Source organism: Pseudarthrobacter sp. MOO13, assembly GCF_058267655.1.
The window spans coordinates 317,468-337,418 of sequence record NZ_CM177848.1; the positions used below are offsets into that span (position 1 = coordinate 317,468).

Sequence of the window (19,951 nt, forward strand, 5' to 3'; positions counted from 1 at the left end):
CTGGCTTTGTGACTGTCGGCACATTACATTGGTAGGACGTCGTACGTAGTAGGAACAACATTTGAAGGTCCTGAACGACGACGCCCTGCCGAGAGCCGCATCGCCGCGGCATCCAGAAAGGTCAGTCCCTTTGCCACATTCCCAAAGACACCGCACACCCCTGACACTGTGCAGAACCGCCGGATCAGCCGCCCTGGCCCTGGCACTGCTTGCCGGAGGTGTTGCGGCGCAGGCGGCGCCCATTCCTGGCAACAGCCCCACCAACCCGCCCGGAACCTTCCAGGAAACCAACCTGGGGTCCGACCGCACCGCGGACAACTTCTTCTACCGCATCCCCGCGCTGACCTACCTTGGCAACGGTGTGGTCCTGGCGGCCTGGGACGGGCGGCCGGGCAACTCCGCAGACGCACCCAACCCCAACTCGATCGTCCAGCGGCGCAGCACGGACGGCGGGCGCACGTGGGGGCCGGTGCAGGTGATTGCCGCAGGCCACGTGGCCGATGCCGCGGGGCCGAAATACGGCTACAGCGATCCCTCCTACGTCTACGACGCGGAGGCAGGCAAGGTCTTTGCGTTCTTCGTCTACTCAAAGGACCAAGGATTCGGCGGCAGCCAGTTCGGCAATGATGACGCGGACCGCAACGTCATTTCCTCCGCCGTGATCGAATCCTCCGACGGCGGCCTCACGTGGACCGGGCCGCGGCTCATCACCAACGTCACCAAGCCGGGCGCCAGCAGCACCAGCCCGGTTGCGGGCGATGTCCGGTCCAACTTCGCCTCCTCCGGCGAAGGCATCCAGCTCAAGTACGGCCCATACAAGGGCCGGCTGATCCAGCAGTACGCCGGTGACGTCCGCCAGGCCGATGGAACGAACAAAATCCAGGCGTACAGCGTCTATTCGGACGACCACGGTGCCACCTGGCACAAGGGCGCCAACGTGGGTGACCGGATGGATGAGAACAAGACCGTTGAGCTTTCCGACGGCAGGGTCCTGCTGAACTCCCGGGACAACGCCAACCAGGGCTACCGGAAGGTTGCTGTTTCCAGCGACGGCGGGGCCACCTACGGTCCCGTCACGCAGGACACGGAGCTGCCGGATCCGGCCAACAACGGTTCCATCGCCCGCATGTTCCCCAACGCTGCCCCGGGCACGGCGGACGCCAGGAAACTGGTCTTCACCAACGCCAATTCCAAGACCGCGCGCGAGAACGTCTCCGCCCGGGTCTCGTGCGACGACGGCGCCACCTGGCCCGGGGTGCGCACCATCCGTCCCGGGTTCTCCGCCTACTCCACCGTGACCCGGCTGGAGGATGGCAGGTTCGGCGTCCTCTACGAGGGGAACTACACGGACAACATGCAGTTCTCCACCTTCGACGACGCCTGGCTCAACTACGCCTGCGCACCGCTGTCCGTCCCCGCCGTCACCACGGCGCCCGGTGCCACCCAGCAGGTGGCGGTCACCGTGACCAACCAGGAAGCCGCCACCCTGTCAGGGGCCACCGCCACCGTCTTTACCCCCACGGGCTGGTCCGCCACCACGGTGCCCGTGCCCGACGTCGCCCCCGGCGCCTCGGTTGCCGTCAACGTCGCCCTGACTGCGGCGGCCACGGCCAGCGGGCCGCAGAACCTCAACGCAGCGCTAACGACGGCGGACGGCCGGGTCTCGCAGTCCACGTTCACCGCCACCGTGCCGGTGGCGCCGCAGGTGGGCCTCAGCATCACGGGAGCTGCACCCGCCCGGGACGTGGCGGCCAATCCCTACAAAGCCGGCGACGTGCTGGGGTACACCTTCGCCGTCAAAAGCACGGCGAACGTGACGGCCAACTCGGTGCCGGTCTCGGGGAACTTCGATGCAGGTTTCCTGCCGCCGTCGGCGCCCAACTGCCGGTACAACAACCTGGCCGCCGGCGCCTCCTACAACTGCACCACTGCCAAGCACACGCTCACCGCGCAGGACATCGACCGCGGCTACTTCGTCCCCGAGGCAACCTTCAGCATCACGGCCAGCGCGACGCCGACGCTCACCAAGACCGTTGCCTTCAGCGGGGCCGCGGTGCCGCTGCGGGACGGGCTGGTGTCCGCCGGTATCGCAGGCAGCCGCAACGACGCCGGCCGCGACCTCGCCACCCAGCCGTACACGGAGGGCGAAGCGTTCCCGTACAAATTTGATGTGACCAACAGCAGTCCGCTGGTGGAGAAGGTGGTCCCCACCGCCGGCAACTTCAGTCCGTTCCTTCCCGAGGGGCCGGGCAACTGCCGTTACAGCGTCCTCCCCGCCGGACAGGGGTACACATGTGCCACGCCCCGCCACACCGTGACGGCCGCCGAAGCGGACCAGGGATTCTTTGTCCCGGACTCCACCTGGGAGGTCAGTGCGGCTGGCCAGACTACCCGGACCTACGCGGTGAACAGCGGCGAAACCGACGTGAAAGTCCGGGACGCCAGGCTTGACGGCACCGTTGCGGCCGAGTGGACGGACCTGGACGGCGACCGCTATGCCTCCGCAGGCGACGCCATCACGTACACCTACACCTTGGGCAACGCCGGAAACGTCTCCCTGGACAATGTGGACGCCCCGGATGCCGGCATCGCGGCACCGCACCTGGCGGCGGGCGGCACCCTGGCGGCAACCCGGACGTACAGCCTGACCGCCGCGGACGTCGCGGCCGGGAAGCTTGGACCGGTCACGTTCGCTGCCACGGCAAACAACGGTGCCAAAGGCGTGTCCGCCACGGTGACCGGCGGTGCCATCCAGTTGAATGTGCAGCCTGCCCAGCCGGACCTGGTTCCCGCGCTTGCGGTGCAGGACCTGGACGGACAGGTGGCACCGTTCGACCTCGGCACCGCGGACAAATACCGCAACGGCCAAAAAGTGGTCCTCGCGGGGCTCGACTACGGCCAGTGGTATTACGTGTACATGAACAAGCGCAGCTACCGGTTCGGCTGGATCTTCCCCACCACGGACAACACGGTGGAATTCATCCTGCCCGCCGGCGTGCAAAACGGCCGCGATGACGTGGTGGTGCTGGACAAGGACGGCAAGCAGGTCTCGTTCGACCGGCTCCAGGTGACCCCGAAAGGTTAGCCCGGCTGCCCAGCGGGCACCATCGATGAGGATGGCCCCGGCGGTGATCCCGCCGGGGCCATCCGGGGTGAGGCCCGTGTTCAGGCTCCCGCCAGCACAGGCGCGGTGAGCCTGCCGTCGCGCATGGTGGCCACCAGGTCCGTCAGCGGCACGAACTCGGTGTCGTGGGTGACCATCACAGTGGCAACCCCGAACTCGGTGGTCACCTGGCGCAGCAGCCCGATGATCGAGGCGCTGCGTTCGTGGTCCAGGGCGGCGGTTGGCTCGTCCACCAGCAGCAGTTTGGGATTGCCCATGAGTGCCCGGGCAATGTTCACCCGCTGGCGCTGGCCACCGGAGAGCTGGTGCGGCAGTTTTCGGGCGCTGCCACCGAGCGCGACGACGTCCAGCAGTTCCGCAGCCTTCGCCCGGGCCGCCTTGGCGGACCTGCCCCGCAGGTGGTCGCTGATGATGAGTTGCTCGGCGGCCGTGAGCGATGCCAGCAGGTTGGGCTGTTGGAAGATGATGCCCACCTTGTCCCGGCGCAGGGCGGTGAGTTCCTTGTCCTTGAGGCCGGCTGTGTCCGTGCCGTCAATGAGGACCTGCCCGCGGGTGGGGCGGACCAGGGTGGCGGCGGTGGCCAGGAGGCTGGACTTGCCCGAGCCGGACGGGCCCACCAGCGAGACCAGCTGACCGGCCCGGGCCGTGAGGCTGACCCGGTCCAGGGCCGTGGTGGTCCCGCCGCCGTCGGGGTATTCGAGGGTGACGTCGACCAGGCTCAGGGGAGCAGGGGTGGGGGAGGACATGATGGCGTTCCTTTCGTAAGGGTGGATCAGTTGCCGCCGAGCGCCAGCAGCGCATCGACCTTGGTGACGCGGCGGACCGCCAGTGCGGCGCCGGCCAGGCCCAGGGCAACAATCCCGACGACGGGAAGCACCGTGGTGCCGGCGTTCAGCAGGAACGGGGCAGCCTGGGCCGCCAGCGCACCGGCGGCCACGCCCACTGCTCCACCGATGGCGGCCCCGGCCACGAGGACGATCGCGGCCTGGGTCATGGCGTCCTTAAGGATGTAGGAGCCGGAGGCGCCCATGGCCTTCAGGACGGCGATGTCGCGGGTGCGCTGGATGGTCCAGACCGTCAGGAAGGCAACGATCACCAACGACGAGATCCCGTACAGGAAGGCCTGCATCAGGGTCAGGGACCCGTTCTCGCTCTTGAAGGAGCCCAGGGCCTGGAATGATCCGGTCCGGGATTCGCTGACCGTGCCTGCGGCCGCATTGGCCTCGGCCCCGTCCACCGCGGCCCCGGGCACGGAAGTGACGGCGATGACCGTGGCCAGCTGGTCGCCTTCGGACACGTGCGCCACCTTTGCCCACGCGGGCAACGCAGTCCACACCACGCTGGTGTGCGCGTACCACTGGTCCGGCACCACGGCGGCTACGCCCAACTCGATACCGCCAACAGAGACCTTGTCGCCCTGGCCTGCGGACAGCGCTTCCGCCGTCGAGGCACCCAGCACCGCGGTCCCGGCGGATACCTCCACCGGTGCCAGCGGGCTGCCCGGCGAGACCCCGAACACGGCGACGTTGGCGGTCCCCGCGCCGCCGGCCGCCTGCGCCCGGGTCTGGGTGATGCCCAGCGGTTCGGCGGACTGGACGCCGGGCTGGTTCCTCCACCGGGCCACCTGCCCGGCCGTCACGGAGCTTTCCGTGTAGGACGCCTTGGGCGTGCCGGCTCCGGGGGCGCCGAAGGCAATGGCGTCCACCGGCCGGGCGGCGGACGCACCGAGCTTGCCGATTGCCGACGTCGACTGCTCGGCGAGTCCCGCCGTCAGGCCGGACAGCATGACCAGCAGGAGGGTAATCAGGGCTACGACGCCGCCCATCATGGCGAACCGGCCTTTGGCGAAGCGGATATCGCGGATTGCCAGGAACACGTTGTTTCTTCTCTCAGCAGGGGTGGATTCTCTTGTCCTTCCACTCTCCCGGCGGAAGCCTGCGGCGGCATCGCGGGGACGGTTGATCCGCGGGAATGGAAAGGTTGAGCCCGCAGTCAACCTTTTGGTTGATCCCGTCCCGGCGGGCCCGGCATAAGCTGATGAAATGCCTGCCACGCCCCTGCCGCCGTCACCGCAAAAAACCGGCGGCGCCCCGGCCAAGGGGCCGCTGGCCGCCCTGGAAAATGCGTCATCGGCCGCGATCCTCCGGGTCCTGCGCGTCACCTTGCACGCGGGGTTCGCCGTCCTGTTGGCCGTCGCCCTGGTCCGGTTGTTCCTTGATGGCGGTCCGCTGCGCTGGCTGTGGGCGGCAGCCGCCGTCGTCCTGGCCGTCATCTACCTGGCGGGGACCGTCCTGGAAAAGCGGCACGCCGAAGCCAGGATCGGCTTCAACCCCCGCCGCTACGGCCTGCTGTGGCTGGGCCTGGTTACGGCCCTGTGGGCGGTGCTGCTTGCCGGGAGTGCGGACTTCGCCTGGCTGGCCTTCCCCATCTTCTTCCTGCATCTGCACCTGCTGCCGCGGCGCGCGGCGCTGCTGACGATCGCCCTGATGACAGCGGCGGTGATCGTCTCCCAGTGGGCAGTGAGCGGCGCGCCGGTCCCGCCTGCGGCCGCCGTGGTGGGGCCCGTGCTGGGCGCGGTGTTCTCCGTGATCACCGGCCTCGCCTACGCGGCCCTCTACCGGGAGGCAGAGAACCAGCGGCGTGCAGCGGACGAACTGCGGCGCACGCGCGAGGAACTGTCCCGGTCCCAGCACCAGTCCGGGGTGCTGGCGGAGCGGGAGCGCCTGGCCCGGGAGATCCACGACACCTTGGCGCAGGGGCTGTCCAGCATCGTGCTCCTGGGGAGGGCCGCCGAACAGTCGCTGGCCGACGGTGACGAACCGACGGCGGCCGCCCGGCTGGCGCTGGTGCAGCAGGCCGCAGCGGACAACCTTGCCGAGGCGCGGAGCTTTGTGCGCGGGCTGTCGTCGCCGCACCTTGAGGGGACCACGCTGGTGGAGGCCCTGCGCCGGCTGTGCGGGACCACGGAGACCGGCGCCGCAGCCGCCGGGCTTGCGCTGCGGTGCCGGCTGGAGGTGGACGGTGAGCCGCAGGATCTGCCCCAGCCCGTGCGCGTGGCCCTGCTGCGGGCGGCGCAGGCGAGCCTCGCCAATGTCCGCGACCACGCCCGGGCCGCGAACGCCGTCGTCACCCTTGCCTTCCTTGGCACGGAGGTGACCATGGACATTTACGACGACGGTACGGGCTTTGAGCCGTCCCGAGCGGCCGGTGCCCCGGACGCTGCGGACGGCAGCGGGTTCGGGCTGCGTTCGCTGCGGGAGCGCGTTGCCGGCCTTAACGGCTCGCTGGCGGTGGAGTCCGCACCCGGGGAGGGAACGGTGGTGGCCATCCGGCTGCCGGTGGAGAGTCCCGTTTCGGACGGTGCTGCCCCGCTGGAAGGACGAAGCGATGGGTGAGGTCCGGGTCCTGCTGGTGGACGACCATCCCGTGGTGCGTGCCGGCCTGCGGGCCATGCTGACGGGGTTCGACGGCATTTCCATTGCCGCTGAAGCCTCCGACGGCAGGGCTGCGCTGCACGAACTGGCGCGGCTGGCAGCGCTGGGCGGTATGCCGGATGTGGTGCTGATGGACCTGCAGATGGGGGAGGGGATGGACGGCGTCACCGCCACTGCCGAGATCCGGAAGCTCCACCCGGCTCCGCCGGTGCTCATCCTCACCACCTACGACACCGACGCGGACATCCTTGCCGCTGTCGAGGCCGGTGCCAGCGGGTACATGCTGAAGGACGCACCCCCGGAACAGCTGCGGCAGGCGGTGCTGCAGGCCGCGGCCGGCGGCACGGCCCTGGCGCCGCGGGCGGCAGCACTGCTGATGGACCGGATCAGCAACCCCGGAACCTCGCTGACACCGCGGGAAGTCCAGCTGCTGGAACTGTTGGCCACCGGCCTGTCCAACCGGGGCATCGCCAGGCAGGTCTTCATCTCGGAGGCCACGGTCAAGACCCACCTGGTGCACATCTACGGCAAGCTCGGCGTGGACAACCGCACGGCCGCCATCGCCGCAGCCACCCAGCGGCGCATCATCCGGCCGCCGGGCGCCAGGGGCTGAGTTTTGATGCAGCGACGTGTCGGGCCACGGGACCTTGCCGCGTGCCTGCCACACAGTGCCGGGGGACGCCCGGTGGCCCTACTGTGCAGTAGGTTTATTTCACTGCCCCCGTGCCACGCTGTTCAAAGGAGAACGAATGTCCCGTCCGGTTCCCGCCGTTGATGCCCTTCTTGCCACTTACGGCGCGGCCGATGCCTGCGCAGCGGAGCTCCTGTGCGACAGCCACGATCCGGGCGCCGTTGCCTTTACGGTGGTTGCAGCGGACCTCTCCGCGGAGGACATCACCTACGGGGAGCTCCGGGAGCGCTCGGAGCGGGGTGCGGCAGCATTGGCGGAACTGGGGATCGGGCCCGGGGATGCCGTGGCCACCCTGATGGGAAAGTCGGCAGACCTGGTGGTCATGCTCCTGGCCATCTGGCGGCGCGGGGCAGTCCATGTCCCGCTGTTCACGGCCTTCGCGTGGCCCGCCATCGAACTTCGCCTCACAGCCTCCGGCGCCAAGGCTGTGATCACCGACCCCGACCAGCGGACGAAGATCCAGGAAACCGGGGCCGCCGTGGTGGTGGCCGGTGCGGAGGCCTCCCTTCCCGACGTGGCGCTCGGCCCGCTCCTGGCCAGGCAACAACCCGGCATCGCGGCCGAAGCCGTGGGCGGTGAAGGTGCTTTGGTGCTGATCTTCACGTCCGGAACCACCGGCGCTCCCAAGGGTGTGCCGGTGCCGCTCCGGGCGTTGGCCGCTTTCCGCCAGTACGTCGAACTGGGTCTGGACGTCAGCGAGGAGGATGTGTTCTGGAATGCCGCAGACCCCGGCTGGGCCTACGGCCTGTACTACGGGATCCTCGGCCCGATGGCGGCGGGGCGGCGGAACCTGCTGCTGCGACCGGGTTTCTCCCCGGAACTCAGCTTCAAGGTGCTGGAGGCTTTTTCCGTCACCAACTTCGCCGCTGCTCCCACGGTGTACCGCACCATGCGCGCGAAAGCCGGCGCCGGAACAGGTCCTTTCCACCTTCGGCGCGCCTCGTCCGCCGGCGAACCGTTGACCCCGGAGGTGATCAGCTGGGCCCGGGAAATGCTTGGGGTTCCGGTGCGGGACCACTATGGACAGACCGAACACGGGATGATGATCATCAACGCCTGGCACGACGACGTCAGGACGGAGCTGCGGCCAGGTTCCATGGGACGGCCCCTGCCGGGGTGGAGCTGCGAGGTCCTCAAGGACAATGCTGACGAACCGGCCGCGCCGGGTGAGCTGGGCCGCGTTGCCGTAGACGTGGCGGGGAGCCCCATGATGTGGTTCCGGGGGTATCAGGACGCGCCGGAGAAGACGGCCGGGAGGTTCAGCGCGGACGGCAAGTGGTACCTGACCGGTGATGCGGGCATGGTGGACGAGGACGGCTTCTACTTTTTCTCCTCCCGGGATGACGACGTGATCATCATGGCCGGATACCGGATTGGTCCGTTCGAGGTGGAGAGCGTCCTGTCCACGCATCCGGCGGTGGCGGAAAGCGCCGTGGTGGGCGCCCCCGACGAACTGCGCGGAGAAGTCCTGGAAGCCTACGTTGTCCTGGCCGGCGGGACCACCGGAAGCGACGCCCTGGTCGCTGAACTCCAGGCCCTGGTCAAGACGCAATTCGCCGCACACGCATATCCGCGCCGTATCCACTTCGTCGAGGACCTGCCAAAGACGCCGTCCGGAAAGCTGCAGCGCTACATCCTGCGGCAGCAGCGGGCCGCTTCCTCCGGCAGCTAGAAGCACCCGGACGGACGACGGCGGTGGCACGGCACCCGAGGCTGGGAACCATGGGAGCCGCGCGCCGCCGTCGTGGTTTCCTTATCCAGTCAGCGTTCCCGCTTGCCCCTGCCGGTCAGGCGGGGCCGGGGAGCAGGCCCTGCCTGGCGAGGTCGCCGGCGACGAGCCGGGCCAGTTCGCCGGCGCCGGCCCGGCTGGGGTGCAAGGTGTCGCCTGTCATGAACAGTGTCAGCGTCGCCTCGGGACCGATTTCCGTGAAGTACGCCGAGGACAGGACGTTGAGGTCCACCAGCGGGACGTTCTCCTCTTGGGCCAGGGCAACCGTGGAATGCCGGTACCAGCGGTCCACAGCGGAGTGGACGCCGTCCACGAAGTCCGTGGCACGTCCCTGGGGCGTGACCAGGACAGGGGTGGCGCCGGTGGCCGCCACCTGGCGGAGCATGTCCCGCATGATCTCCTTGAACTCGGCCTCGGAGGTGGCGTTTTTTGCGGCGGTATCGTTGATGCCCATCTCAAGCAGGAACAGGTCGCCGGGCTTGATGTATTTCAGGATGGCCTCGAGCTGGCCGTCGTTGCGGAAGCCGCGGGCGATCTGGCCGCCGGTTGCCATGTTCCGGACGTCGAAGGCCGCCGGGTCGATGTACTGCGGGAGCAGCTGCCCCCAGCCGCCCTGGACACTGGACTCCAGGGGGTAGTAGTTGGCCACGGTCGAGTCGCCGCCCACCCAGATGGTGGGGTCCATGGCCGGGTGGCGGGACACCTTCTCGATTTCCAATGAGCTGAGCGTGAAAGCTGTCCCCGCCTTGCCCTCGGTGACCAGGAGGTTCAGTTGGCCGTCTGTCACGGGGATCTCGAAGGAATCGGTGGCCCCGTTGCCGGTCATGTTCATGACCTGGAAGACGCCTTCCGCGGCGATGCTGGCCCGTGCTGTGTCGCCCAGGGTGACCGTGACCTTGTAGAGGCCTTCCTTGAGGTCCACGTTGAAGGTGTTGGTGCTTTTGGTGCCGTATTCAAGGAAGCGCACGGCGGCGCTGCCGGCGCCGGTGCCCTTGGCCGGGACGTTGGCCATGTGTTCCGGGGTGTTGAAGCCGTACCGCTTCCCGGGGCTGTATGCGTCAGTTGCGCTGACCCCCGTGTATCCCTGTTCCACCGGCCCGCCGCCGAAGTCGAAACGGTAGTTGCTGGGCTCTGCGTTTGCGGCAGGGGCCGTGACGGCGAGCCCGGCGCCTGCTGCCAGGACTGCCGAGGCCAGGCAGCAGGCCAGCGGTGCGCGGACGGCAATGCGGGTAGCGGCGCGTTGTGCGGTCACATTCATCTCCTTTGATGACGGGCGGACTTGATCCATTTTGTATCGATTCAAAAGTTGCCGAATCCCACGCCTTGGCAGGGAAGCCTGAAGGTGTGGGAGGTGCGTTACAAGATTTGTAACAATGTTCCACGTTCCAAGTCAAGATATTTTGTGAGTTTGCTGTGCGCTTTTGATACCCAATGGTGCGGTCGGGGCCTGCCTGTCCGCGCTCAAGGTTGGATCAAGATTGGCCAAAGAAGTCCGGGACACGGGTTGGTGCCGCCCGCCGGCCGGTAATTCTTAAGTGCTTCCAGGCCAGTTCCCCGGCAGGAAGTACTGGAAGCCCCCGCGCTGGAGCGAGACTCGCGCGGGGGCTGTCCCAATATTGCTTAACTCAGTGTCCTGCGGAGGACACCGCCTCGAAGTGTTCCACCACCGGAAACGGCTCGTAGAAGTGGTGCAGCAGCTGGCGCCACTGCTGGTACTCGGGGGATCCGCGGAAGCCGATGGTATGGTCCTCCAGGGTCTCCCACTCGACGAGGAGCAGGTAGGTGCCCGGCGACTCCACCGATCTGGAAAGCGACAACGCTCGGAAACCCGGCATTGAAGCGATGATCGCCCGGGCCTGGTTGAAGGCCGCCTCGAAATCCGTTTCCCGGCCCGGCAGCACCGGGAGCAGGGCGTGTTCGGTAATCACCTGGCAGGCCCTGCAGTTTTCCCGACGCCGATCCAGTACCGCCGTTTGCCGTTACGGGAGTCCTCATAGCGGCCGCCGTTCTTTTCGATCGTTGCCCGTGACCCGGCGTTGTCCTCGTCGCAGGTCAGGAGAACCCGTTCGATTCCGAGCGTTCGGGCCACCGGGAGCGCATCTGCCAACGCCTTCGCAGCGTGCCCGCGGCGCCTTGCCGACGGCCGGACGCTGTAGCCAATGTGGCCGCCCTCGTTGAGGAGGAACTCGTTGAGGTGGTGCCGGATGGCCAGCGAGCCGAGGACGGTGGTGCCCTCCACGATCCACAGGTAGGTGCACGGGACGTACCCGGGTCTACGCACTGTTTCCGGTTTGGCGTCGTTGATGAGGGTGCCGACCAGCTGCGCAAAAACGGTGGGGTCCTTGAAGTCCTCCAGCGCCCAGCCGTCAAGGCCGGCGCCATCCATGCGGGCTCCGTCGAATTCCGTGGCGGCCTCCATCCACGAGGCGTGCAGGGTTGCGTCGGGGCTGGTGAGATGGGCCATTCAACGATCGTAGCCGAGCCCCAAGGGCGGGCGCGGTGGGCCCGGAGCAACGGGCCGGGCACGCCTGCATTCGCCATGGACAACGGAACACGGCCGAACTTAAAATCGATCGCTGGGACCCCCGAGAAAGATGACGGAAAGGGTTCGAGATGGGAATTGAAGAAGACGCGGCAGTAGTGCGGCGCGGTTACGAAGCCTTCAATACGGGCGACGTGGAAACCCTCAAGGGGCTGTTCGCCCCTGATGCCGTCTACCGGGTTGGCGGCAATGGCGGCCTTGCAGGTGACAAGCATGGCCAGCAGGAAGTCATGGGCTATTTCGGCGAACTGTTTTCCCGGTCCGGCGGAACGGTCAAAGTTCAGTTGCGGGACGTGATCGCCGGTGAACACCACACCATTGGCCTGCAGACCGCTGAAGCGCAACGAAACGGGAAATCGATGAAGCAGGACGGCGTCCTGGTCTTCACCTTGAAGGACGGGAAAGACACCGAGGTCAGCGAGTTCCAGGAGGACACCGCCACCGCCTCGGAGTTCTGGTCCTGAATCCGAAGCAGCCAGGGAAACTGCCATCGTTCCGGGCCGGCCGCACAGGCGGCCGGCCCGGAACACGGGCCAATCAGTTCAGGTCGAAGCGGTCCAGCTCCATGACCTTCGCCCAGGCGGCAACGAAATCATTGACGAACTTCTCCCCGGCGTCCTCGCTCGCATAAACCTCGGCCAGGGCGCGCAATTGCGAGTTGGAACCGAAAACCAGGTCCACCGCGGTGGCGGTCCATTTCAGCTCACCGGTTGCGGCATCCGTGATCTCGTAGGCATTTTCCTCCGATTCAGAGGCCTTCCACTTGGTGCCGGGCGAGAGCAGGTTGACGAAGAAGTCATTGGTGAGAACCTGAGGCCTGTCGGTCAGCACGCCGTGGCTGGAGCCGCCCACGTTGGTCCCCAAGGCACGCATGCCGCCCACCAGGACCGTCATCTCCGGCGCGGAGAGGTCCAGCATGTACGCCTTGTCCAGCAGGAGCGTCTCCGGCTGGAGCTTGACGCCGGCACGCAGGTAGTTGCGGAAGCCGTCTGCCCTGGGCTGCAGGTATTGGAAGGATTCGACGTCGGTTTGCTCCTGGGCGGCGTCGGTGCGGCCGGGCCGGAACGGCACCGTGACGGGGAACCCGGCGTCGGCGGCTGCTTTTTCCACGGCGGCGGCCCCGCCGAGGACGATCAGGTCGGCGAGCGATACCTTCTTGCCGCCGGTTTGTGCCGCGTTGAACTCCTCCTGGACGCGCTCCAGCACGGGCAGGACGGTGGCCAGCTGCTCCGGCGCGCCGGCTTCCCAACTGCGCTGCGGTTCCAGCCTGATGCGGGCGCCGTTGGCGCCGCCGCGCTTATCGGTCTTCCGGAACGTCGCGGCTGAGGACCATGCCGTCCCGGCCAGCTGCGGAATGGTCAGGCCTGAATCCAGGAGCTTGGCCTTGAGCTGGGCGATGTCCTGTTCGGTGACCAGTTCATGGTCGACGGCGGGAACAGGATCCTGCCACAGCTGCGCCTCTGGAACCCACGGCCCGAGCATGTGCGGACCCACCGGTCCCATGTCGCGGTGCAGCAGCTTGTACCAGGCCTTGGCGAACGCCAGGGCGAACTCGTCCGGGTTCGCCAGGAAGCGCCGGCCGATCTGCTCGTAGGCGGGGTCGAAACGAAGCGACAGGTCCGTGGTGAGCATGGTGGGGCGGTGCTTCTTGTGCGGATCGTGGGCATCCGGGATGATCTCCGGCGCGTCCTTGGCAACCCACTGGTGGGCGCCGCCCGGGCTCTTGACCAGCTCCCATTCGTATTCGAACAGGATCTCGAGGAAGCGGTTGCTCCACTGCGTGGGCTGGTCCGTCCAGGTGACCTCCAGTCCTGAGGTGATGGCGTCGCCACCCTTGCCGCTGCCGTAGGTGCTGAGCCAGCCCAGGCCCTGTGACTCCAGGTCGGCGGCTTCCGGCTCGGGGCCCACATGGGCGTCGGCGGGACCGGCGCCGTGCGTCTTTCCGAACGTGTGGCCCCCGGCGATCAGCGCGAACGTCTCCTCATCGTTCATCGCCATCCGCTTGAATGTTTCGCGGATGAACGCTGCGGCGGCCACGGGGTCCGGGTTGCCCCTGGGACCTTCGGGGTTGACGTAGATCAATCCCATCTCGGTGGAGCCCACGTCCTCGGCCATCGTCGCGTCACCGGTGTACCGCTCATCGCCCAGCCAGGCGTCCTCGGGCCCCCAGAAGATCTGCTCGGGTTCCCACACGTCCTCCCGGCCGAAGGCGAAGCCGAACGTCGTGAAACCCATGGACTCGAGGGCAACGTTCCCTGCCAGAACCAGCAGGTCCGCCCAGGACACCTTCTGGCCGTACTTCTGCTTGACCGGCCACAGCAACCGCCGGGCCTTGTCCAGGTTGGCGTTGTCCGGCCAGCTGTTCAGCGGCGCGAACCGCTGGCCGCCGTCGCCTGCTCCGCCGCGGCCGTCGTGGACGCGGTAGGTGCCGGCGGCGTGCCAGCTCATCCGGATCATCAGGCCGCCGTAATGGCCGAAGTCCGCCGGCCACCAATCCTGGGAGGTGGTCAGGACCTCCGTGATGTCCCGCTTGAGGGCCTCGACGTCGAGCTTCTCGAATTCCTTGCGGTAGCTGAACGATGGTCCCAGGGGGTTGCTGGACTGCCCGTGGGTGTGGAGGACGGAAAGGTCCAGCTGGTTGGGCCACCAGTCCTGGTTGGTCCGCGGCCGGGTTCCCTTGGGCTGGGGTGTATCGATTGCCGGGTTTTCACTCTCGCTGCCCTGGGCTGTGGCGCTTCCATGGGCCACCGGGCACCCGTCCCCGGCGTTCTGCTTCGGGCTTTGCGCGCTTTCGGGAGCGGGTACCGGGGGATGGTCTGGGCGTTCGGTCATGTGCTTCTTCCTTCCGTTGGGCCGAGGCCGCGGTTGGACTCGGGCAGCCGGTGCAACCCTCCCATTGGAACATAGAGGCACGGGGGAGGCCCCCAATTTGATGGCCCATGGCCCCGTCCCGGAGTATCCGTAACAGTTGGTCAACCGGCGTAAGCCCGCATTTCGGAGCCGTTGGTCCGTCCTGCGTGGCCGGCTGGCGAGTGCGCTCCACCGGCTTGCGTGGGCGATCGAGCCTGACACGACGGGCACCTTCCAAGCCCTGCACCTCTGCCTGGCCCGGGGACTCGGACAACCCGGCCCTGGCGCCGGTCATCGCGCTCGCCGAACGGGTCTGGCCCGATGCGCCTGGAACGGCTGCCGGCTAGGGACGGAATATCTGTCGGAGGCTGCGGCTTGTCGCAAGAGGGCCGTCGTCGGCACAAGCACGCCGGCCCAACCTCCGGGCGCGATGCAGCGCGCGGGCCTTCCGCCGCAGCGGAAGGCCGCGTCGGCGCGCGGAGACTCCCGGCACCTAGAGAAGGAGCACCATGACCATCGGATCAGGAACAACGGCAGGCAACGGACGGACCGCCCTGGTGGTGGGTGCCACCGGCATCGCAGGGTCCGCCCTGGTGGACACCTTGGTGGGCGAAGGCTGGGCAGTCCTTGCCTTGTCCCGCAGGCCCGGAGCCGAGCGCCCCGGCGTCCGGTGGCTCTCCGCAGACTTGACCTCGGCTTCGTCGCTGGCCGCTGTGCTTGGTCCGGAGAATCCTTCCCACGTCTACTTCACCGCGTGGTCGCGGCGGGCCACCGAGGAAGAGAACATCGCCGTCAACGCAGGCATGGTGCGTGACCTCCTCGCCGCCCTCCGGGGAAAGGACGTGGCCCACGTCGCCCTGATGACCGGGCTCAAGCACTACCTTGGACCGTTCGAGGCGTACGCCGCAGGGGAAATGCCGGACACGCCCTTCCACGAGGAGGAACCGCGCCTTCCGGTCCGGAACTTCTACTACGCCCAGGAGGATGAGCTCTGGGCGGCAGCGGCCCGGCAGGGATTCACCTGGTCCGTGCACCGCGCGCATACGGTGATCGGGCACGCGGTGGGCAACGCCATGAACATGGGCCTCACCCTGGCGGCGCAGGCCACCCTGTGCCGGGACAGCGGGGAGCCGTTCGTCTTCCCGGGCTCCGAGACGCAGTGGAACGGCCTGACCGACATGACGGACTCAGGGCTGCTTGCCGAGCACATGCTGTGGGCTTCCACCACGCCGGCGGCGGCCAACGAGGCCTTCAACATCGTGAACGGCGATGTGTTCCGCTGGCGCTGGATGTGGCCGAAACTCGCGGCCTACTTTGGCGTGGAGTGGGAGGGCTACCAGGACGCACCCCGTCCGCTTGAGCAGTCCATGGCGGGGCGGGCGGACCAATGGCGGAAAATTGCCGCCGACCACAACCTCAGCGAACCGGAACTGGACCGGGTGGCGTCCTGGTGGCACACGGACGGCGACCTGGGGCGCGGCATCGAAGTGGTCACGGATATGGGCAAGAGCAGGGACGCCGGCTTCACGGGATACCGTCGGACGCTGGATTCCTTCACGGCATTGTTTGACCGTTACCGCGCCGACAACCTGATTCCCTGAGGGGGACGAAAGGCCTCACAAAACGGCCTGCCGTACGCCGTCAGTGAACCCTGAAAGTTCTGGCGGAAACCCCCGGCCAAGTCCCAGTTTCCGGACGTACACTGACTGTCGCACCACGTTTGTGGACACACCGTCAGGTTGGAGCCGCCCATGCTCTGGAAGCTACTCGTTGAATACCTCCGGCCGCACCGGCCGCTGCTGGCCGCCGTCGTGGTTTTCCAGCTGGCGCAGTCCATCGCATCCCTGTACCTGCCCACGCTGAACGCGGACATCATTGACCAAGGCGTGGCCCGGGGCGATACCGGCTACATCCTGTCCACCGGCAGCTTCATGCTGCTGATCACGCTCGCGCAGATCGTGTGTGCCGTCATCGCCGTGTACTTTGGCGCCAAGGCGGCCATGGGCCTGGGCCGGGACCTGCGCGGCGCCATCTTCGAACGGGTGGGTGAGTTCTCCGAGCAGGAAGTCACCAAGTTCGGGGCTCCCAGCCTCATCACCCGCTCCACCAACGACGTCCAGCAGGTCCAGCAGCTAGTGCTGATGTCCGCCACGCTGATGGTTGCCGCGCCTATGCTCAGCATCGGCGGGGTGATCATGGCCATCCGGCAGGATGCCCAACTGTCGTGGCTCATTGCGGTGTGCGTCCCGGTGCTGCTGATCGCCGTCGGGCTCATTGTCACGCGGATGGTGCCGCTGTTCCGCAAGATGCAGGCCCGGATCGACACCGTGAACCGGGTGCTGCGCGAGCAGCTCACCGGTATCCGGGTGGTGCGGGCGTTCGTGCGCGAGGACATGGAGACGGAACGGTTTGCCGGTGCCAACAGGGACGTCACGGAGGTCGCGTTGCGTGCCGGCCGGCTGATGGCGCTGATGTTCCCCGTGGTAATGCTGGTCCTGAATATTTCCAGCGTGGCGGTGATCTGGTTCGGTTCGTTCCGGATCGAGGACGGGTCCATGCAGGTGGGCACCTTGATCGCGTTCCTGAGCTACCTGATGCAGATCCTGATGTCAGTCATGATGGCCACCTTTATGGCCGTGATGATCCCGCGTGCGTCGGTGTCAGCAGACCGGATTGGCGAGGTGCTGGGCACCAGTTCCAGCGTCCTGCCGCCGGAGAACCCGGTCACCAGCGCGGCGTTCGCCGGCAAGCCGCGGCGCGGCGAGCTGGAAATGCGCGACGTCGGGTTCGCCTACCCGGGTGCCGACCAGCCGGTCCTGTCCGGGATCAGCTTCACCGCCCGCGCGGGGGAGACCACGGCAATTATTGGCAGCACGGGCTCGGGCAAGACCACCCTGGTGAACCTGATGCCGCGGCTGTTCGACGTTACTTCCGGGGCGGTCCTGATGGACGGCGTCAACGTCAGGGACCTGGATCCGGACCTGCTCTGGGGGCACATCGGCCTGGTGCCGCAGCGGCCGTATCTGTTCTCCGGGACTGTGCGCAGCAACCTGCTGTACGGCAACCCCGACGCCACAGAGGACGAGCTCTGGACCGCGCTGGAGATCGCCCAGGCGCGCGACTTCGTGGAGCAGATGGAGGAGGGCCTGGACGCGGCCATCTCGCAGGGCGGCACCAACGTCTCCGGCGGGCAGCGGCAGCGGCTGGCCATCGCCCGGGCCCTGGTCAAACGGCCCGAGCTTTACATCTTTGACGATTCGTTCTCGTCCCTGGACACCGGCACGGACGCCCGGCTGCGCCAGGCGCTTAAGCGCAACACCGCGGGGGCCACCATGGTGATCATCGCCCAGCGCGTGTCCAGCATCGTGGAGGCGGACCAGATCCTGGTGCTCGACGACGGCAGGATCGTTGCGCACGGCACGCACCACGAGTTGCTGGAGACGTCGGAGACGTACCGCGAGATTGTCTCGTCCCAGCTGGCAGCGGAGGAGACGGTATGAGCACGCACCGCGCAGGAACCCGCCCTGCCGGAGCCGGCCCGGGCGGAGGTACGCCCGCTGGAACCGCAGGTGGCGGCAAAGGCGGCCAGGACGCCGTCGTACGCATTCCGCGCCCGGCCGGCGGACCCGGACGTGGCGGACCGTTTGCCGGGATGAACGTGCCGGCGGAGAAGGCGATGAACTTCAGCGCCTCGGCCAAGCGGCTGCTGGCCACCCTGCGGCCGGAGCGGCTGTGGCTGATGCTGGTGCTGGTCATGGCCGTGGCCGGCGTGGTGCTGCAGGTGATTGGTCCGCGGCTGCTGGGTGAGGGCACCAACCTGATCTTTTCCGGCGTGGTGTCCAAGCAGCTGCCGCCGGGCGTGACGCAGGCGCAGCTGATTGCGCAGCTGCGGGCGGCGGGGGAGAACCAGAAGGCGGACATGCTCAGCGCCATGACGCTGACGCCGGGTGCGGGGATCGATTTCGCGGCGCTGGGCAGCGTGCTGACCTGGGCGCTGGTGCTGTATGTGCTGGCGTCGGCCTTCATGTGGGGGCAGGCGTATGTGCTCAACGGCGTGGTGCAGCGGACGGTGTTCGGGCTGCGCGAGAAGATCGAGGCGAAAATCAACCGGCTGCCGCTGCGTTATTTCGATTCGATCCAGCGCGGTGAGCTGCTGAGCCGGGTCACCAACGATGTGGACAACATCTCGCAGAGCCTGCAGCAGTCCATCAGCCAGGCGGTGACCTCCGTGCTGTCCGTGGTGGGCGTACTGGTGATGATGTTCATCCTCTCGCCCACGCTGGCGCTGATCGCCCTGGTGACCATTCCTCTGACGTTGGGGATCACAGCGCTGATTGCCAAGCGCTCGCAGAAGCTGTTCGTACAGCAGTGGAAGAACACGGGCGAGCTGAACGGCCAAATCGAGGAGACCTACACCGGGCATGCGCTGGTGAAGGTGTTCGGCCGGCAGCGCGAGGTGGGGGAGCGGTTCCGGCAGAAGAACGCGGAGCTGTATGAGGCGAGCTTCGGTGCCCAGTTCATTTCCGGGCTGATCATGCCGGCCATGACGTTCATCGGGAACCTGGTGTACGTGGGGATCGCGGTGGTGGGCGGCCTGCAGGTGGCGTCCGGTGCCATGCAGCTGGGCGATGTGCAGGCCTTCATCCAGTACTCGCGCCAGTTCACGCAGCCGCTGGCGCAGCTGGGGTCCATGGCCAACCTGCTGCAGTCCGGTGTGGCCTCTGCCGAGCGGGTGTTCGAGCTGCTGGACACGGACGAGCAGTCTGCTGATCCCGTTGGTGCTTCTTTGCAGAGTCCGGATGGTGCCGGTCGCGGGCGGCTGGTGTTCGAGGATGTGTCCTTCTCCTACTCGCCGGACAAGCCGCTGATTTCCGGATTGTCCTTGGTGGCGGAGCCGGGGCAGACGGTGGCGATTGTGGGGCCGACCGGGGCGGGCAAGACCACGCTGGTGAACCTGATGATGCGCTTCTACGAGCTGGACGCCGGGCGGATCACGCTGGATGGAGTGGACATCACCACCATGACCCGGGACGATCTGCGCTCGCGGATGGGAATGGTTTTGCAGGATACGTGGCTGTTCGGCGGGACCATCCGGGACAACATCGCGTACGGCCGGCCCACCGCTTCCTCGGACGAGATCCTGGAGGCGGCGCGGGCCACTTACGTGGACCGGTTCGTGAGGTCGCTGCCCGAGGGGTACGACACCGTGCTGGATGACGAGGGCGCGAACGTGTCCGCGGGCGAGAAGCAGCTGTTGACCATTGCCCGGGCGTTCCTGGCCCGGCCGTCGGTGCTGATCCTGGATGAGGCGACGTCCTCGGTGGATACCCGGACCGAGGTGCTGGTGCAGAAGGCCATGAGTGCCCTGCGGTCCGACCGTACGTCCTTCGTGATCGCGCACCGCCTGTCCACCATCCGCGACGCCGACCTCATCCTGGTGATGGAGGCCGGGCAGATCGTGGAGCAGGGGAACCACGCGTCACTGCTGGCCGCCGGCGGGGCTTACGCGCGGCTGTACGAGGCCCAGTTCGCGGCGCCCGTGGCGGAGGTATAAGGCTCAGCATCGCTAGCGCGCATCGCC

Annotated in this window: 14 protein-coding genes; 8 read left to right on the plus strand and 6 right to left on the minus strand. The window is 67.4% G+C overall.

Annotated features, from left to right (window positions below; all coding sequences use genetic code 11):
* The first annotated feature begins 130 nt into the window (after positions 1-130).
* Positions 131-3,085 carry an exo-alpha-sialidase gene (locus tag AC4EEO_RS01395; protein WP_491339704.1) on the plus strand — a complete coding sequence of 985 codons (2,955 nt, stop codon included), beginning with the start codon at positions 131-133 and terminating at the stop codon, positions 3,083-3,085.
* Between the two features lie 80 nt (positions 3,086-3,165).
* Here the strand turns inward: AC4EEO_RS01395 and AC4EEO_RS01400 are convergent, their stop codons facing one another.
* Together AC4EEO_RS01400 and AC4EEO_RS01405 are read right to left on the minus strand one after the other, a co-directional pair.
* Positions 3,166-3,870, minus strand: a complete 705-nt coding sequence (locus AC4EEO_RS01400) for an ABC transporter ATP-binding protein (protein WP_491339705.1) — start codon at positions 3,868-3,870, stop codon at positions 3,166-3,168.
* A gap of 26 nt (positions 3,871-3,896) precedes the next feature.
* The gene (locus AC4EEO_RS01405; protein ID WP_491339706.1) at positions 3,897-5,000 is read right to left on the minus strand and encodes an FtsX-like permease family protein; all 1,104 of its coding nucleotides are present in this window, start codon (positions 4,998-5,000) and stop codon (positions 3,897-3,899) included.
* Between the two features lie 166 nt (positions 5,001-5,166).
* Here AC4EEO_RS01405 and AC4EEO_RS01410 point away from each other — a divergent pair, with 166 nt between their 5' ends.
* From AC4EEO_RS01410 to AC4EEO_RS01420, 3 genes are all read left to right on the plus strand, one after another.
* Positions 5,167-6,519, plus strand: coding sequence for a sensor histidine kinase (locus AC4EEO_RS01410; RefSeq protein ID WP_491330680.1), 1,353 nt, complete (start codon positions 5,167-5,169; stop codon positions 6,517-6,519).
* Positions 6,512-7,171, plus strand: a complete 660-nt coding sequence (locus tag AC4EEO_RS01415; RefSeq protein ID WP_133831802.1) for a response regulator transcription factor — start codon at positions 6,512-6,514, stop codon at positions 7,169-7,171. Before AC4EEO_RS01410 ends, AC4EEO_RS01415 begins: the two co-directional genes overlap by 8 nt.
* 136 nt (positions 7,172-7,307) lie before the next feature.
* Entirely contained in the window at positions 7,308-8,921 is a 1,614-nt protein-coding gene (locus AC4EEO_RS01420; RefSeq protein WP_491330679.1) for an AMP-binding protein, read from the plus strand.
* A gap of 115 nt (positions 8,922-9,036) precedes the next feature.
* Here the strand turns inward: AC4EEO_RS01420 and AC4EEO_RS01425 are convergent, their stop codons facing one another.
* The 3 genes from AC4EEO_RS01425 to AC4EEO_RS01435 all read right to left on the minus strand — a co-directional run bounded on the left by AC4EEO_RS01425 (position 9,037) and on the right by AC4EEO_RS01435 (position 11,442).
* Positions 9,037-10,230: a rhamnogalacturonan acetylesterase gene (locus AC4EEO_RS01425; RefSeq protein ID WP_491339707.1), complete on the minus strand. Its 1,194-nt coding sequence runs from the start codon at positions 10,228-10,230 to the stop codon at positions 9,037-9,039.
* Between the two features lie 373 nt (positions 10,231-10,603).
* A complete protein-coding gene (locus AC4EEO_RS01430; protein ID WP_491330677.1) occupies positions 10,604-10,906 on the minus strand; it encodes an antibiotic biosynthesis monooxygenase family protein in 303 nt (100 codons plus the stop codon).
* Positions 10,903-11,442 carry a GNAT family N-acetyltransferase gene (locus AC4EEO_RS01435; RefSeq protein WP_491330676.1) on the minus strand — a complete coding sequence of 180 codons (540 nt, stop codon included), beginning with the start codon at positions 11,440-11,442 and terminating at the stop codon, positions 10,903-10,905. The genes AC4EEO_RS01430 and AC4EEO_RS01435 overlap by 4 nt, the downstream gene beginning before the upstream one ends.
* A gap of 149 nt (positions 11,443-11,591) precedes the next feature.
* Here AC4EEO_RS01435 and AC4EEO_RS01440 point away from each other — a divergent pair, with 149 nt between their 5' ends.
* A complete protein-coding gene (locus AC4EEO_RS01440; RefSeq protein WP_491330675.1) occupies positions 11,592-11,984 on the plus strand; it encodes a nuclear transport factor 2 family protein in 393 nt (130 codons plus the stop codon).
* Positions 11,985-12,057: 73 nt separating this feature from the next.
* Here the strand turns inward: AC4EEO_RS01440 and katG are convergent, their stop codons facing one another.
* Positions 12,058-14,352, minus strand: a complete 2,295-nt coding sequence (katG, locus tag AC4EEO_RS01445) for a catalase/peroxidase HPI (RefSeq protein WP_491339708.1) — start codon at positions 14,350-14,352, stop codon at positions 12,058-12,060.
* A 527-nt stretch (positions 14,353-14,879) separates the two neighbouring features.
* Here katG and AC4EEO_RS01450 point away from each other — a divergent pair.
* The 3 genes from AC4EEO_RS01450 to AC4EEO_RS01460 all read left to right on the plus strand — a co-directional run bounded on the left by AC4EEO_RS01450 (position 14,880) and on the right by AC4EEO_RS01460 (position 19,924).
* Entirely contained in the window at positions 14,880-15,971 is a 1,092-nt protein-coding gene (locus tag AC4EEO_RS01450; protein WP_491339709.1) for an SDR family oxidoreductase, read from the plus strand.
* A gap of 150 nt (positions 15,972-16,121) precedes the next feature.
* Positions 16,122-17,870, plus strand: coding sequence for an ABC transporter ATP-binding protein (locus tag AC4EEO_RS01455; protein ID WP_109045660.1), 1,749 nt, complete (start codon positions 16,122-16,124; stop codon positions 17,868-17,870).
* Positions 17,867-19,924, plus strand: a complete 2,058-nt coding sequence (locus AC4EEO_RS01460; RefSeq protein ID WP_491339710.1) for an ABC transporter ATP-binding protein — start codon at positions 17,867-17,869, stop codon at positions 19,922-19,924. Before AC4EEO_RS01455 ends, AC4EEO_RS01460 begins: the two co-directional genes overlap by 4 nt.
* The last annotated feature ends 27 nt before the right edge of the window (positions 19,925-19,951 follow it).